Here is a 15075-nt window from a genome sequence, read left to right as displayed (position 1 = left end):
CATGATCAACGGGTCGCCACAGTACGCCACTGTGCTTGCGTTTCGAAGGGCGCTCGAGGACCGACTCAAACGCGAAGCCAAGGCCCGCGCCCGGTCGCTGGAGGAGCTTCGGCGGGAGTTCCTGTTCCAGCGGTTCCTCGCGCTGATCTTCTCCTTCCCTGACGGACAGTGGGTGCTCAAGGGTGGGGCGAGTCTGCTGATGCGACTCGCGAAGGCCCGGTTCTCCAAGGATCTGGATCTTCTGCACCTGGGCGAGCTGTCACCTGCAGAGGCGATCGCCGAGCTTCGGGCTCTCACTGCTCCACGCGAGGGGGATCATCTGACGTTTGTCATCGAGGACGGGGTGTCCTACAGCCGGACCAATCCTGTGGTCGAGCTCAGTGTGACCGCCTACATCGGCGCCAAGTACGGCGCCTTCCCCATCGACCTTGCCCGCGAACTCCATCTGCTGTCGGCACCCGAGCGGATCAGGCCCAAACCCGTCGTCGATGTCCCCGGCCTGGCCGATCTCCCCGAGATCGTGGTGTACCCGCTAACTGACCAGGTAGCCGACAAGGTCTGCGCGATGTACCAGCCCTATGGCGACCTCCAGACGCCCTCGACGCGATACCGCGACCTGATCGATCTGGCACTCATCGTGTCGACATGCGAGTTCGAGGCGAAGCCAGTCTCGGAAGCACTGCGCGCGGAGAGCAGGCGACGAGGAGTAGAGCTACCCAACGAGATGGTGTCTCCGGGGCCCCAATGGCCAACCGGCTACGGGCCATACGCCCGCAGGACAAAGATCGACGAGAAGCTCCACACGATCGAGGCGGCACTGAAACTCGTCGGGAACTGCCTGAACCCGGTCCTTGAGGGCTCGCGCGACCTTGGTCGTTGGCGGCCAGGAGACGGCTGGCTCGACTGAATGCGGTAACAGCAGATGGCCGTCGGCAACGGTCCAACGCCCCGGACATTCGCCAAGCGGCCGACGCAGGAGCGCGTGCAATCGGTTGCGTGGGGCAACCACAACACCCAGTCCTGCGGGCCCATCGCACCCGCTCGCGACACCAGTCCGCCCGCCCATCACATCAACCCGCGACATCAGTCCGCGGCCCGCCGAAGGCGGCAAAGGACAGCCGCCGCCGGAGGCGGTGTTCTTTCCGCGCTGGTGTCGCTCGCTTGCGTCGGCGGTCTAGGGCGTCTTGTCAGAGGCAGAGTTGGAGGCTTGAGTGTTGCCGGGGTGGGCTTGGGCGCTGGGTGAGAGGCGGCTGACGATGGCTGGGGCCTCGTGGATGAGGGTGTCGTTGGTGAGGGACTCCACCATGAAGAGTGCGAAGTCGACGCGTCGGGTGAGGTTGCTGGCGAGGATTGGGTCGCCGACGTGCTGGCTCCAGGCGGGTAGGCCCTGGCTCTCGCCCTCTTCGAGGTCGCTGCCGCGGACGATGGTCCAGCGCCGGTCGCTGGCGAAGATCCGTCGGCACGCCTCTACCTGGTCGTCGATTTCGACGACGCGTACGAGGCGGGCCAGCCAGGTGGCGATGCGGACGGCCGCACGGAACTTCCAGGAGTACTGGTCTTTGCCGTCCCGGGTGATGTGCCAGCCGCATGAGAAGACGAGGCGTGCGTCGGGGTCGGCGTAGTCGAGCACCGCCTGCGCCGTACCCGACGAGTACTGATGGACGCCCCAGGGAACCAGCACGGTCAGTACGCCGTTGCAGCCGGCGACCGCCCTCCGGATCACCTCTCGGTCGTTCGTGGGGCCGGGGACGATCGTGATCCGGTCCGCGAAGGCGGCGAGCTTCGGGACGCTGCGTTCGCGACATACGCCGACGACCTCGTAGCCGCGGTCCAGCGCGTGCTGAACCATGTACCGCCCGAGCTTCCCCGAGGCGCCGACGATGCACACCTTCCGAATCTGGTCCGTGCTCATATCTCCACCCCTGCCGATCGAACTTACGGTGTAAGTCACGCTAGACTTACACCGTAAGTCAGTCAAGTAGTGGCGGAGGAAGCAGCTATGGCCGAGCGCAGCACCAACCGGCGGGCGAGATCGGCGCGGGCGCCGCTCAGCCGGGAGCGGGTGGTCACGACTGCGATGGCGCTGGCCGACGAGAAGGGTGCGGCCGGGGTCACCATGCGCGCGATCGCCGCTCGGCTGGGCGTCGAGGCGATGTCGCTCTACAACCACGTGGCCGGCCGGGAGGACATCCTCGACGGCATGGTCGATGCGGTGTTCGGCGAGATCGAGCTTCCGGGTTCGACCACAGGCTGGAAGGAGGCGATGCGCGAGCGTGCCGCGTCCGCGCGTACGGTGCTCCGGCGCCATCCCTGGGCTGTCGGCCTGATGGACTCCCGCACCGGCCCGGTCCCGGCCACGGCGACCTGGCGCCACCACGACGCCGTACTGGGCGCACTCCGAGCGGGAGGGTTCTCGGTCGGGATGGCCGCGCACGCGGTCTCGGTGATCGACAGTTATCTCTACGGGTTCGTCATCCAGGAGTTGAGCTTGCCGTTCGCGAACTCCACCGAACTCGACGAGGTCGCAGGCGACATCCTGCGCGTCCTGCCGGCCGACACCTACCCGCACCTCGCCGAGGTCATCACCGAACACGCCCTCAAGCCGGGCTACGACTACGCCAACGAGTTCGACTTCGGCCTCACCCTGATCCTCGACGCACTACACCCCGACGAGATCTAGGGCGGGCACTCGCGGCAGGCGGGCGGGCGACGGGCCCGTCAAGACGCGGGCGACAGCTCGCACAACGAAACCGGGTGGGCGGGAGCGGTCGCGAGCACGTGACGAAGGAGCGCGCGTAGCGGGTGGGGGGATCAGTTGTCTTGTCCCGCCCATCACGTCGACCCGTGATGCGAGTCCGCGGCTCCGCCGGAGGCGGCAAAGGAACAGTCGCCGTCGGAGGCGGTGTCCTTTCGCGGCGTCAGTTCGACTGGTCTTCCTCGACCTCGACCTCGTCGTCGGATTCGGGTTCGGCGGCGGCTTCTACCTCGGCTTGTACGGCGTCGGCTTCGGCGGCCTCGGCGGCGGCCAGTTCGAGGTTGTCGTAGCCGGTGGTGTCGAAGGCGTGTTCGGCCGAGGGCTGGTCCGGGAGGTCGATGACCGCGTCGGAGTGGGCGCCGCAGCCGTAGTCGTAGGCCACGACCCGGCCCTCGCCCGGGGCCATCTCGTTCGAGCAGACACCGAAGGCCTGACCGAGGCTGTCGGCCAGGCGGATCCAGTAGCCGCATGCGTTGCACTTGTACGGAACGGCCTGCGCGATCGCGGAGGACGGACCGAAGTCACCGGCGTACCAGCGGTCGGCTGCCTCTTCCCGCCCGTACTGCGACAGCACGCGCTCGCGGCCGAGTCCGAGCTCCTCGACGACCGTGAGCACGTCCTCCGGCGCACCGGTGTCGGTGAAGCCCGGCTCGAGGCGCGGGTCGTCCGCGTGGGTCGGGAACAGGTCGCCGGGGCGCAGGTCGCCGGGCTGGACCCGGTCGGACCACGGCACCCACTCCGGCGCGACGATCGCCTCGTCGCCGGGCAGCATGACGACCTCGTTGACGGTGACCGTCTTCGCGCGGGAGGCGCGGGTCAGGGTGACCGCCCACCGCCAGCCGCGGTACCCGGGGTGGGTCGAGGCGAAGTAATGCGTGACGAGGCGCTCACCCTCGACCAGATGACCGAGGTGCTCGCCGATCTGCGCGGCGCCGGCCTCGGCGACCGCGGCCTCGCGGGCAGGTTCGACCGCCGCGACACAGATGGCGTCGGGCTTGGCTCGAACCGGTTCCGGAGATTTGACGGGAGTCACAATCGCCCATTCTCGCACGCCCGCGAAGCTGGTCCGAACGCGCCGTGACTACGGTCTGTCCCCTGCAGGAGGCAGGATGGTTCCATGCAGAGCCCAGACCCCGCCGACCGGAAGGCGACGCCTGGTGCAGCCGGCGCGAAACCTGCCGGCGGGACGCCTGGTGACAAGCCCCGCCCGACGCCTGCTGACAAGCCCGGTCAGACGCCCGGCGACAAGCCCGGCCACAAGCCTGGTCAGACGCCCGGTGACACGCCGGCCGGGAAGAGCACCACCGAGCGGCTCAGCGGCGCGAAGGAGAAGCTCGGGACCGCAAGCAAGAAGGTGGGCCAGGCCTCCAAGGTCGGCGCCACCGGGGTCGCCTCCGCGTCGCGGAAGACGGCCGTGGTTGGCGGGAAGGTCGGCCGGGCCACCGGCCGGCGGATCCGCGGGCTGACCAGCGCGCAGGGCGCCGGTGAGTCCGGGCTGTCGCGGCTGATCGAGCTCGGCGCGGTGAACGCAGCCGGTGACACCGCGTTCGCTGTCTCGCTGGCTGGGACGGTGTTCTTCGCCGTGCCGAGTGAGCAGGCACGCGACCGGGTCGCCTTGTTCCTGCTGCTGACGATGGCGCCGTTCGCGTTGATGGCGCCGCTGATCGGGCCGATCCTCGACCGGTTCCGGCACGGTCGCCGGTGGGCGATCGGGGCGACGCTCGGGCTACGCGGGTTCCTGGTCTGGAGCCTCGCGGCTTCGATGGACGGCTCCAGTTCGCCCTGGCTGTACCCGGCGGCCCTAGGGTGCCTGGTCGCCTCCAAGGCGTACGGCGTGACGCGGGCATCCGCCGTACCGCGGCTGCTCCCGAAGGAGATCACCCTCGTCACCGCGAACTCGCGGATCTCGCTGGCCGGTGTCGCGGGTGCGACCCTCGGCGCCGGGATCGCGGCCGCGTTCGCGTCGATCGGGCCGGAGTGGTCGCTGCGCTGGGCCGCACTCGTCTACACGATCGGTCTGGTGCTGGCGATCCGGCTGCCCAGCCGGGTCGACTCACCGGCCGGCGAGATGACCGGTACGGCGGGACGCGACGCGCGACGGCGGGCGATCACGGCGGCGGTGGCGCGCGGGATCCGGTGCAACCTCGGGCTGCGGTTCGTGTCCGGGTTCCTGACCATGTACTTGGCGTTCCTGCTCCGGGACGAGCCGGTCAGCGGGATCGACGGCGCGCTCGCCGCGGGTGCCGTGATCGCGGCGGCAGGCCTCGGCAACAGCCTCGGCACCCTCGTCGGATCGTTGCTCAAGGCCCGAAAACCCGAGGCCGTCGTCCTCGTCGTACTGCTGGCGGACGCGACGGTCGCGATCCTGGTGGCGGTGTTCTACGGGTTCCCGATCCTGATCGCGCTCGGCCTGATCGCCGGGTTGTGCAGCTCGCTCGGGAAGCTTTCGCTGGACGCGATGATCCAGCGGGACGTGCCAGAGAACGTGCGTACGTCGGTGTTCGCCCGCTCGGAGACCGTGCTGCAGCTGTCCTGGGTGATCGGCGGCGGCTGCGGGATCGTCATGCCCCTGATCCCCCGTCTCGGTTTCGGTTTCCTCGCGGCCGTGCTCTTGGCAGTCGTCATCCTCGTCGTACGCATGAAGCCGTCCAGCCGGCCGACCCCGGGCCCACTCAAGCCGAAGCCTGCGGGTCCCGGTGGTGGTCACGAGGCTCCGGAGCCCGAGCGGCCGACGAGCACCAGCCGCACGATCCTGACCACCAGCGTCGCCGAGCAACGCGCCAACCGCGAACGCAGCTCACAGCGGTACGACGAGCCAACCGTGGAACTGAAGTTCGACGATCAGAAGCCGGCCACGTCGCGCCCGGACCAGCCGATGGGCCGCTGGTGGAGCGGTCAGCCGGACGAGGACGACGAGGAGACGGTCGAGGACCAGGCCCCGTGGGCCGAGGAGCCGACCGTCGAGCGGGACCGAGGGCTGTTCAACCGGCGGCGGCCCGGGGATGCATCCCGCAGGCCGCCGCGCTAGCTGAAGCTCAGGCTGTTGGTTGGAGGTCCTCAGTTGATGCCTGCTCTTCCGCGGGGGTGGTGCCGCGGAGGGTGAGGGTGGCGGCGATGGCTGTGGTGAGCAGGAGCAGAGTGCCGACCAGGGCCACGACGTTCAGGCTGTGGGTGAAAGCGTGGCGGGCTGTCGCCAGGACGGTCCCGGCCAGTTCTGGCGGTAGGTGGGCGGCCGCGGCGGTTGCGGCCGGGAGGCCTTCGCGGACGGGAGCCGCGGCGTCGGCGGGGAGGTCGGCGCGGTAGACCGCCGTACCGATGGAGCCGAGGATGGCGATGCCCAGGGCGCCCCCGAACTCACTGCAGGTCTCCATCACCGCCGAGGCCGACCCGGCACGCTCCGGCGCGACGGATCCGACGACGGCCTCGGTGACCAGGGACATCACCATGACCAGTCCGGCCGCGAGCAGCCCGGATCCGATCAGGATCACGGCCAATGAGCCGACCTGCGTCAGTACGCCGTACCCGGACGCCGCCAGCACGAAGGCGCCACCGATCACGTAGGCCCGATCGAACCGCTGCGCCAGTGCCGTCGCGAGCGGCGCCGCGCCGCCGACGACCACCGACGGGAGGAGCGACCACAGCGCCGCCTCGAACGGGCCCATCTCGAGCACCAGCTGCAGGTACTGCGTCATGAAGACCGCGTTCCCCACCAGCGCCAGCATCCCGATCGTGTTGGCCGCGAGCGAACCGCTGAACGCCCGGCTGCGGAACATCCCGAGGTCGATCATCGGGTACGGCGCCGTCCGCTGCCGCTGCACGAACATCGCCCCGAACATCAGCCCGGCCACGATCGCCACCACCGGCAGCATCGACATCCCGTGCGCCGCCAGCTCCTTGATCCCCCAGATCGCCGGCAGTACGGCGGCCAGCGACAGAACCGACCCGATCAGGTCGAAGCGCCCTGCGTTCGATGCCTTGAACTCCGGCAGCAGCATCGGCGCGAGCACGAGCAGCAACACCATCGCCGGTGTGTTGATCAGGAACACCGAACCCCACCAGAAGTGCTCGAGCAGGAACCCGCCGAGGACCGGACCGAGCGAGATCCCGCCCATCATCACCGCGCTCCAGAACGCGATCGCCTTCGACCGCTGGGCCGGGTCGTGGAACATGTTCCGGATCAGTGCCAGCGTCGACGGCATCAGCGTCGCACCGCCGATGCCGAGGATCGCCCGGGCGGCGATCAACTGCTCCGGGTTCTGCGCGTACGCCGCCGCGACCGATGCCAGCCCGAACGCGACCGCACCGAACAGCAGCAGCCGGCGCCGCCCGATCCGGTCACCGAGCGAGCCCATCGTGATCAGCAGCCCGGCCAGCACGAACCCGTAAATGTCGAAGATCCACAGCTGCTCGGTCGCCGAGACCCCCAGGTCCGCGCTGATGAACGGGACCGCGAAGTACAGCACCGAGACGTCCATCGAGACCAGCAGCAGCGGCAGTGCGAGCACGCCGAGCGCGATCCATTCCTTCCGTCCCGCACGTTCAGTCGTACCCATGACTACCCCTCAGAGATCTGTGTACGACGCACACTGTGTGCGCCATACACAGACACTAGCGGCATCTGTCTATGATGTAAACAGATAGACTTCGGGGCAGCCGATGGAGAGAGGGCGACGATGAGCGACGAGACGCCGGTGGAGCTGCCGCGGGTGCTGGAGCAGCTCTGGGGGATCGAAGGGCGGCAACGGCCGGGGCCGAAGCCCGCGTTCCACATCAGCGACATCGGCCGGGCCGCGGTCAAACTGGCCGACGCCGGCGGGCTGGCCGCGGTCTCGATGAGCAAGGTGGCGGCCGAACTCGGCTTCACCACGATGTCGCTCTACCGGTACGTCGACTCCAAGGACGACCTGTACGTCGTGATGCTGGACCACGCGTTCGGCGAACCGCCTGCGATGGATCAACCGAACTGGCGGGAGCGGATCACCGCGTGGGCCGATGCCTTCCGGCTCGGCCTGCAGCAGCACCCGTGGATCCTGCAGATCCCGGTGACCGAGCCGCCGCTGTCACCGAACCAGTTGGCGTGGATGGAATCGGCGCTGACCGCGTTCGACGGAACGCCGCTGACGCCGCAGGACCGGCTGTCGTCGATGCTGCTGGTGAACATCTACGTCCGCGGCGCGGTGCAGATCACCGCGCACATGCTGACCGACGAGGCAGCGCTGGAGGCGGACAGGCTCTACACCCGCCGGCTCACGATGCTCGCCGATCCGGACCGCTTCCCCGCGATCGCGGCCGGCCTGGCGCATCCGGAAGCGCCCGACGAGTACGGCGTCGATTTCGATTCCGGTGAGTTCGCGTTCGGGCTGGACACCGTACTGGACGGCATCCAGTCCCTGATCGACCGCCGGGGCTAGGTCGTGTCTGATGGTCCCGCGCAGTAGGCGGGGGACCATCAGACACGGCCTAGATGTCCAGCTTGTCGGCGACGCCGCGCAGCACGGTGGCGACCTGGCGGGCGGCCTTGCCGTCCGGCTGGCGGCCGCGGCGGTACCCCTCGCCGAGGTTGTCGAGAAGTTTGATCAGGTCCTCGATGACGAGCTGCATCTCCTCCGGCTTCGGCCGCATCGCCTTCGCCACCGACGGCGGCGGGTCGATCAGCCGGACCTGGAGGGCCTGTTCACCCCTGCGTCCCTCGACGACACCGAACTCGACCTTCTGGCCCGGCTTGAGGTTCGTCACTCCGGCGGGCAAGGCGTCGTTGCGAACGTAGACGTCCCCGCCCTCCTCTTTGCTGAGGAAGCCGAACCCCTTCTCGGAGTCATACCACTTGACCTTGCCAACGGGCACGAGAACCTCTTGTTGTCAATCGTCGGAACAGGACGGGCGGGCTGCCCGATCGGCTACCCAGCGTACGTGAACCAGCGCCGCGGCGCCTCAGGAAAATTATCTGACGCGGCGATGATTCCGCACCACTACCGGTACTTCTCCGGATCCTTCAACCGTTCGTTCATCGACCCGGATCGGAAGCCGCGCGGATCGACCTGAGCGGCCGGGAATCCTTCGGCCACGACCGCGTCGACAAGCGTTTGATGGTCCACCTGCTCCAGCAGCCGGGCGTCGATCTCGATACTCGCCGTCTCCCCCACGTCGCGGACCCGGACGTTCTCGACGCCGTACGGCGTGAGCAGTGAACGGACCGTCTGTTCGGCCCGGTCGACCCGGGCCAGCAGGTTCGGCGTGATCCGGATGCCGTACGCGATCCGGCTCGACAGACAGGCGGCGGCCGGCTTGTCCGAGGTCTCGAGACCCCAGCTCCGGGAGGCCTCGCGGATCTGCGTCTTGGTCAGCCGCGCGTCCTTCAACGGCGTGATCGCACCCCGCTCGAAGGCGGCCCGGATCCCCGGCCGGAAGCCGGCGATCGCGTCGTCGGCGTTGGTCCCGGTCGCGATCGCGGTGATCCCGAACTCGTCCGCGATCGGCTGCAGCGTCTCCACCAGCTCGGCCTTGCAGAAGTAGCACCGGTCGCCGGCGTTGGCCTGGTAGCCCTCGCGGTCCATCTCGTGCGTGTGCGGCGTGACATGCCGTACGCCGATGCTGTCGGCGAACCGCGCGGCCGGCTCCAGCTCGGCCACCGGAAGACTCGGCGACACCGCGGTCGCGGCGATCACGTTCGCCGGGCCGATCGCCCGCGCCGCGGCCGCCAGCAGGAACGCCGAGTCGGCACCGCCGCTGAACGCGACGACCATGTTCCGGTAGCTCGACAACCGCCGCATCAACGCGTCCAGCCGCTGCTCGAGCACGTAGGCGTCCAGCCAGGCCGGGAACTCGGTCAAGTCGTTCAGTACGACGTCAGCGCCGTACGCCCGAAGTTCGTCTGCGGTGAACGGCCCGGTCGCCACACTCACCGCAACCGCACCGGCAGCGTGTGCACCGTCGATGTCGGCGGTGTGGTCGCCGACGTAGATCGTCGCCTGGTGCTCCCGTAGCGCGATGCCCTTCTCGGCACCGTGCAGATCACCGACCGGCTCGTCGACGTCCAGCCCGAGGTGCTCCAGGTGCAGCACGACGGACGGCGTGTACTTGGCCGACACCACCATCGTCCGGCCGCGCAACGCCCGTACGGCGGCCAACGACTCGAGCACACCGGGGAGCGGCAGGCTGCCGGTGATCGCGTGTGACGGGTAGTGCTCGCGGTACCGGGACACCATCGCGTCGACCTGCGCCGGCGGGAACCAGTTCGCCATCTCCCAGGTCAGCGGCGGCCCGAGCCGGCTCACCACCAGGTCGGTGTCGATCGGTACGCCGGTCTCGGCGGCCAGCAGGTCCCAGACAGCCTGGATCCCCGGCCGGGAGTCGATCAGCGTCATGTCCAGGTCGAACCCGACCACGAGTTCCGGCACATCGAACGTGGCGGGGGCAGGCTGGATCTCGGCGGTTGACACGTCCCCAACCCTACGTGCTCCGCACCGGTGCCGAGTCTCGCATCCCGAAACGGCCGCAATGTGCACTAAATCAGTTGGATTATGTCTATTAACCACGTCACTCCGAAGGAGCCTGCCATGACCACTCAGCTGGAAGCACCTGAGATCACCGTCAGCAAGGCCGGTGGCGCGATCGGCGCCGTGATCGGCAACGTCCGCCTCGGCGGCGACCTGCCCGAGCAGACCGTCAGCGCGATCCGGCAGGCACTGCTGGACCACAAGGTGATCTTCTTCCGCGAGCAGCACCACCTCGACGACGCCGGCCAGCTCGCCTTCGCCAAGCTCCTCGGTACGCCGACGCTCGCCCACCCGACCTCGAATAGCCTCGAGGGCGCCGAGCACGTGCTGCCGATCGACTCCGACTACGGCAAGGCGAACAGCTGGCACACCGACGTCACGTTCGTCGACCGGATCCCGGCGATCAGTCTGCTCCGCGCCGTCACGCTGCCCGCGTACGGCGGCGCGACCACGTGGGCCAACACCGTCACGGCGTACGCGAATCTGCCCGTCGCACTGCAGGCTCTGGTGGACCGGCTGTGGGCCGTGCACAGCAACGTCTACGACTACGCCGGACGGGTCGACGAGACCCGGATCGGCGGGGTGGACGTGAAGGTCGAGGAGCACCGCAAGCAGTTCGTCTCGAAGCTGTTCGAGACCGAGCACCCGGTCGTCCGCGTTCACCCCGAGACCGGCGAGCGCTCACTGGTCCTCGGTCATTTCGTCCGGCGCTTCGTCGGTTTCACCTCCGCCGAGACGACCGCGTTGTTCCAGCTGCTGCAGAACCGCATCACGAACCTCGACAACACCGTCCGCTGGCAGTGGCAGCCCGGCGACCTGGCGATCTGGGACAACCGGGCGACCCAGCACTACGGCGTCGCGGACTACGACGACCAGCCGCGGCGACTGCACCGGATCACCCTGGCCGGCGACATCCCGGTCAGCATCGACGGCGTCCGCAGTACGCCCCGGACCGGTGACGCGGAGCACTTCTCGTCACTTGACAACTGAGGACACTCTGTCCGATCTCTTGACATTCGAGGCAGAAATGTAAACCATCGGCCTCATGGACTCGTTCGCCGACCGGACCAAGCGCCGACTGCGCGACGAGCTGCTGGACGCCGCGTACGACGCGATCGTGGCCGGCGGGTACGACGGGCTGCGGATGAACGACGTGGCCCGTCGTACCGGTGTGTCCCGGCAGACCGTCTACAACGAGTTCGGCGACAAGTGGGGCGTGTTGCAAGCGGTGGCAAACCGCGAGACCGAGCGGTTCCTGCTGGACGTCAACGCGGCGCTCGCCGAGCACTCCGACCCGATCGACGGTTTGCGGGCCGCGGTCGAGCGGGCGCTCGCACTGGCCGGGGAGAACCCGCTGGTGAAGGCGGCGCTGGGCCAGCCGGGATCGGACCAGGCCAGTCAACTGCTGACCACACGGGGGCAGCAGGTGCTGGAGGTGGCCCACCTACGGCTGGGTGAGCACGTCAGGGAGCACTGGCCGGAGGTACCACCGGAGGACGCGACCAGCTGCGTCGACGTCGCTTTGCGCGTCGTCCTCAGCCACATCGTCACGCCAGGCCCTCCCCCGGCGGCGGTGGCGGCGCAGCTGGCTCGCGTCCTCAGTCCCTTTCTGTCCGAGAGCAGGAGGCAGGTATGACGGTGCTCATGGCCGGGCCTTCGGCGCCGGCAGGGTCATGGGGCCCTGACTCCCGGCCTTCCCTCGTCGCTCCAGTCGCTTCGCTCCCTCCGCTCCTCAGTCCAGGCCGGGAGGCCCCATGACCACGACGAATCCCCTTCATCGGAAGGGTTTCAGCTCACTGAAGTCCGGCGGTCTCAACTGGGAGGCACTGCCGCTGCGGCTGTTCGACAAGGGCAACCGAAAGTTCTGGAACCCGCGTGACATCGACTTCAGCCAGGACGCCAAGGACTGGCAGGAGCTGAGCAGTAACGATCGAGAGAATGCCCTGCTGCTCTGCGCCCAGTTCGTCGCCGGTGAGGAGGCGGTCACCGAGGACCTGCAGCCGTTCCTGCAGGCGATGGCGGCCGAGGGGCGGTTCGGCGACGAGATGTACCTGACCCAGTTCTGTTTCGAGGAGGCCAAGCACACCGCGGTCTTCCGGCTCTGGCTGGACGCGGTCGGCATCACCGAGGACCTGCACCACTACGTCGAGAACAACCCCGGCTACCGCGCGATCTTCTACGAGGCCCTGCCGGTCGCCCTCAAGTCACTGGCCGACGATCCGTCCCCGGCCAACCAGGTCCGCGCGAGTGTCACCTACAACCACGTGGTGGAAGGGACGCTGGCGCTCACCGGTTACCACGCGTGGAACCTGCTCTGTACGTCGCGCGGCGTCCTGCCCGGGATGCAGGAACTGATCCGCCGGATCGGCGACGACGAACGCCGGCACATGGCCTGGGGCACCTTCACCTGCCGCCGCCACGTCGCCGCGGATGCGTCCAACTGGACGGTCGTCACCGACACGATGGAGGAACTGCTCCCACACGCGTTGACCCAGATCCAGTGGGCGATGGACAACTCCCCCGAGCTGCCGCCGGAGATCAACCCGGCCGCGCTGATGGCGTACGCCGGCGACCGCGCGACCCGCCGCCTCGGCGCGATCGAGTCGGCGGTCGGCGCGGACGTCGCCGGGATCGACCTCGACTACTCCCCGGAGAAACTCGAGGACGTCTTCGGCGACGAGGACTCAGCCGCGCTGGCGGCGGTTCGTTAGCACCACGATCAGCGCCGCGGTCGCCAGCAGAGCGGGTAGCCAGGTGACGGTCGTCGTACCGACGTGGTCAGCGACCTGACCGCCGGTGAAGGCACCCAGCGCGATCGAGCCGTTGTACACCCCCACGAGTACGGCGGACGATGCTTCGGGCGCACTGGGTGCCGCCGCGTGACCCCAGGCCTGGGTGCTCACGCTCGTACCGCCGTACGCGAGACCCCAGACCAGCAACAGGATCAGGGCTCCGGTGAGCGTAGTACCGAGGAACGGCATCACCAGGCTCGCGGCCGCGACGCCTGCCGCGATGAACGTCATGGCGCGAGCCGGACGCATCGACCCGGTGAGGAAGTTTCCGAATACGCCGGCCACGCCGTACGCGAGGAGCAGGCTGCCGATCAGCGTGGGACTGATGCCGGCGAGCTTCTCCAGCAGCGGACGAACATAGGTGTACGCCGAGAAGTGGCCGGTGACAACGAGTGCGACCAGGGCCAGTCCGACGCGGACCTGCTTGATCTTGAGGACCGCCAGGACGTCGCCGACCTTGACTGCTGCAGCGGCGGGAAGTGGAGGCAGCAGGAACGCCAGGGCGACGGACAGCACGATGGAGAGCAGGCCGACGGCCGCGAAAGCCCAGCGCCAACCGATCAGCTCACCGACGTACGCGCCGGCCGGAATGCCAAGCACAGAAGCGATTCCGATGCCGCTGAAGATGAGCGAGGTCGCTGGTCCGACGGCGTGCGGCGGGACGATCCGTGGCGCGAGGCCGACGGTGAGCAGCCAGACGCCACCCAGCGAGATCCCCATCAGGACCCTGGCAGCGGCCAGCAACCCGAAGCCGGGAGCGAGGGCAGCGAGGAGCCCGGCCGCACCCAGGAGTGCCATCAGGCCGACCAGCACACTCCGGCGATCGAGCTTGCCGAGAAGGAGAGGAAGCACAGGCGCCGCGAGTGCCGAGACCACGCCGGTCACGGTCAGCGTCAGGCCGGCCGTTCCTTCGCTGACGTGCAGCGCGGACCCGATCGGGGTGAGCAGGCCGACCGGCATCAGCTCGGCGGTCACAACGGTGAACACGGTGGCCGCCATCGCGACGGGAGCAGCCCAGCCCTGTGTCCTGGGTGCTACCTGGTCGGCGCAGATCGTCGTCATACCTCAAGACTTCGGGAGTCCGGGGGTGCGGAACAACGGCGATGTGGTCATGCTTGTATTAGCTGAGCTAATCGATGGAGGTGCCGGATGGCGGTCGAGATCCGCGAGCTGGAGTGCTTCCTGGTGCTGGCCGACGAACTGCACTTCGGCCGTACGGCGGAACGCCTTTACCTCTCCCAGAGTCGGGTCAGCCAGCTGCTCCAGTCGCTGGAACGCCGGATCGGTGGGCCGCTGTTCGAGCGGACCAGCCGCCGGGTCGCGCTGACTCCGCTCGGCAAGGAGTTCCTCACCTCGCTGCGGCCGGCGTACACCGCGCTGGAACGCGTGGTGGAGAACGCGCGCGCCTTCGCCAACGACGTGAAGGGCAAGCTCCGGATCGGCTTCCAGGGAACGGCGAACGACATCATCCTGGCCGCGGTGTCGGTGTTCCAGTCGCAGAACCCGAACTGCCTGATCGAGACCTGCGAGCTGCCGCTGAACGATCCGTTCGGCGCGCTGCGACGCGGTGAGATCGATGCGGCCGTCGTCATGCTGCCGGTCGCCGAGGACGATCTCGTGCTCGGCCCGGTCTTCTCCCGGCAGCCGCAGACCCTCACGGTCTCGACCCGCCATCCACTGGCCGACCGTGACCGCCTCGACCTCGAAGACCTCGCGGACTCCGTACTCATCGCGATCTCGGGCCCGGCACCCGGCTACTGGCGTCAGGCTCAGGCTCCGACCCAGACACCGGCAGGCGCCCTGATCCACCGAGGCCCCGAGTACCGCACCCTCCAGGAAGGCCTGTCGCTGATCGCCGCCGACCGCGGCGGCATGCTGCTGTGCCATCGCAGCGCCGAACAGAACCGCCGCGCCGACATCGTCAACATCCCGATCACCGGCGTCCCCGAGTCAGCCCTCGGCCTCGTCTGGCGCCGCGGTGAGGACACTCCTTCCTTGCAGGCGTTCGCCGCCCACCTCAAGGAAGACTGAG

The 15075-nt window shown here is 68.6% G+C and carries 14 protein-coding genes; 8 read left to right on the top strand and 6 right to left on the bottom strand.

All coding sequences use genetic code 11. The features are described 5' to 3' along the window. Position 1: 1 nt before the first annotated feature. Complete coding sequence (locus ACGFIF_RS30225) at positions 2-907, top strand: nucleotidyl transferase AbiEii/AbiGii toxin family protein (RefSeq protein WP_393159719.1); 906 nt, start codon at positions 2-4, stop codon at positions 905-907. A gap of 267 nt (positions 908-1174) precedes the next feature. On the opposite strand, the gene ACGFIF_RS30220 is transcribed toward ACGFIF_RS30225, so the two are convergent. After that, positions 1175-1912: an NAD(P)-dependent oxidoreductase gene (locus ACGFIF_RS30220; protein ID WP_393159161.1), complete on the bottom strand. Its 738-nt coding sequence runs from the start codon at positions 1910-1912 to the stop codon at positions 1175-1177. Positions 1913-1999: 87 nt separating this feature from the next. Between ACGFIF_RS30220 and ACGFIF_RS30215 the strand changes: the two genes are divergently transcribed. After that, positions 2000-2680, top strand: a complete 681-nt coding sequence (locus ACGFIF_RS30215) for a TetR/AcrR family transcriptional regulator (RefSeq protein WP_393159160.1) — start codon at positions 2000-2002, stop codon at positions 2678-2680. A 238-nt stretch (positions 2681-2918) separates the two neighbouring features. Here ACGFIF_RS30215 and ACGFIF_RS30210 read toward each other — a convergent pair whose 3' ends face one another. Next, the gene (locus ACGFIF_RS30210) at positions 2919-3788 is read right to left on the bottom strand and encodes a DUF3027 domain-containing protein (RefSeq protein WP_393159159.1); all 870 of its coding nucleotides are present in this window, start codon (positions 3786-3788) and stop codon (positions 2919-2921) included. Between the two features lie 84 nt (positions 3789-3872). Here ACGFIF_RS30210 and ACGFIF_RS30205 point away from each other — a divergent pair, with 84 nt between their 5' ends. After that, a complete protein-coding gene (locus ACGFIF_RS30205; protein WP_393159157.1) occupies positions 3873-5783 on the top strand; it encodes an MFS transporter in 1911 nt (636 codons plus the stop codon). A 7-nt stretch (positions 5784-5790) separates the two neighbouring features. On the opposite strand, the gene ACGFIF_RS30200 is transcribed toward ACGFIF_RS30205, so the two are convergent. After that, a complete protein-coding gene (locus ACGFIF_RS30200; protein WP_393159155.1) occupies positions 5791-7308 on the bottom strand; it encodes an MFS transporter in 1518 nt (505 codons plus the stop codon). A gap of 120 nt (positions 7309-7428) precedes the next feature. On the opposite strand from ACGFIF_RS30200, the gene ACGFIF_RS30195 reads away from it, so the two are divergent. Next, positions 7429-8166: a TetR/AcrR family transcriptional regulator gene (locus ACGFIF_RS30195; RefSeq protein WP_393159154.1), complete on the top strand. Its 738-nt coding sequence runs from the start codon at positions 7429-7431 to the stop codon at positions 8164-8166. Between the two features lie 49 nt (positions 8167-8215). Here ACGFIF_RS30195 and ACGFIF_RS30190 read toward each other — a convergent pair whose 3' ends face one another. Both ACGFIF_RS30190 and larE read right to left on the bottom strand, forming a co-directional pair. Further along, complete coding sequence (locus tag ACGFIF_RS30190; RefSeq protein ID WP_393159153.1) at positions 8216-8599, bottom strand: cold-shock protein; 384 nt, start codon at positions 8597-8599, stop codon at positions 8216-8218. Positions 8600-8724: 125 nt separating this feature from the next. Further along, complete coding sequence (larE, locus tag ACGFIF_RS30185; RefSeq protein WP_393159152.1) at positions 8725-10194, bottom strand: ATP-dependent sacrificial sulfur transferase LarE; 1470 nt, start codon at positions 10192-10194, stop codon at positions 8725-8727. Positions 10195-10311: 117 nt separating this feature from the next. Here larE and ACGFIF_RS30180 point away from each other — a divergent pair, with 117 nt between their 5' ends. The 3 genes from ACGFIF_RS30180 (at position 10312) to ACGFIF_RS30170 (ending at position 12962) form a co-directional block, all read left to right on the top strand. Next, positions 10312-11241: a TauD/TfdA dioxygenase family protein gene (locus ACGFIF_RS30180; protein ID WP_393159150.1), complete on the top strand. Its 930-nt coding sequence runs from the start codon at positions 10312-10314 to the stop codon at positions 11239-11241. Positions 11242-11296: 55 nt separating this feature from the next. Next, positions 11297-11887: a TetR family transcriptional regulator gene (locus tag ACGFIF_RS30175; RefSeq protein WP_393159148.1), complete on the top strand. Its 591-nt coding sequence runs from the start codon at positions 11297-11299 to the stop codon at positions 11885-11887. A gap of 118 nt (positions 11888-12005) precedes the next feature. Then, on the top strand, positions 12006-12962 hold the full coding sequence (locus tag ACGFIF_RS30170; protein WP_393159146.1) for a R2-like ligand-binding oxidase: 957 nt from the start codon (positions 12006-12008) through the stop codon (positions 12960-12962). Here the strand turns inward: ACGFIF_RS30170 and ACGFIF_RS30165 are convergent. After that, the gene (locus ACGFIF_RS30165; protein ID WP_393159144.1) at positions 12936-14105 is read right to left on the bottom strand and encodes an MFS transporter; all 1170 of its coding nucleotides are present in this window, start codon (positions 14103-14105) and stop codon (positions 12936-12938) included. The genes ACGFIF_RS30170 and ACGFIF_RS30165 overlap by 27 nt on opposite strands. A gap of 87 nt (positions 14106-14192) precedes the next feature. On the opposite strand from ACGFIF_RS30165, the gene ACGFIF_RS30160 reads away from it, so the two are divergent. Beyond that, positions 14193-15074 carry a LysR family transcriptional regulator gene (locus ACGFIF_RS30160; protein ID WP_393159143.1) on the top strand — a complete coding sequence of 294 codons (882 nt, stop codon included), beginning with the start codon at positions 14193-14195 and terminating at the stop codon, positions 15072-15074. Position 15075: the final 1 nt, after the last annotated feature.

This window comes from Kribbella sp. NPDC049174 (assembly GCF_043197365.1).
Classification (GTDB): Bacteria; Actinomycetota; Actinomycetes; order Propionibacteriales; family Kribbellaceae; genus Kribbella.
Note: the sequence above shows the minus strand (reverse complement) of the source record. Positions and strands in the feature narration are given on the sequence as shown.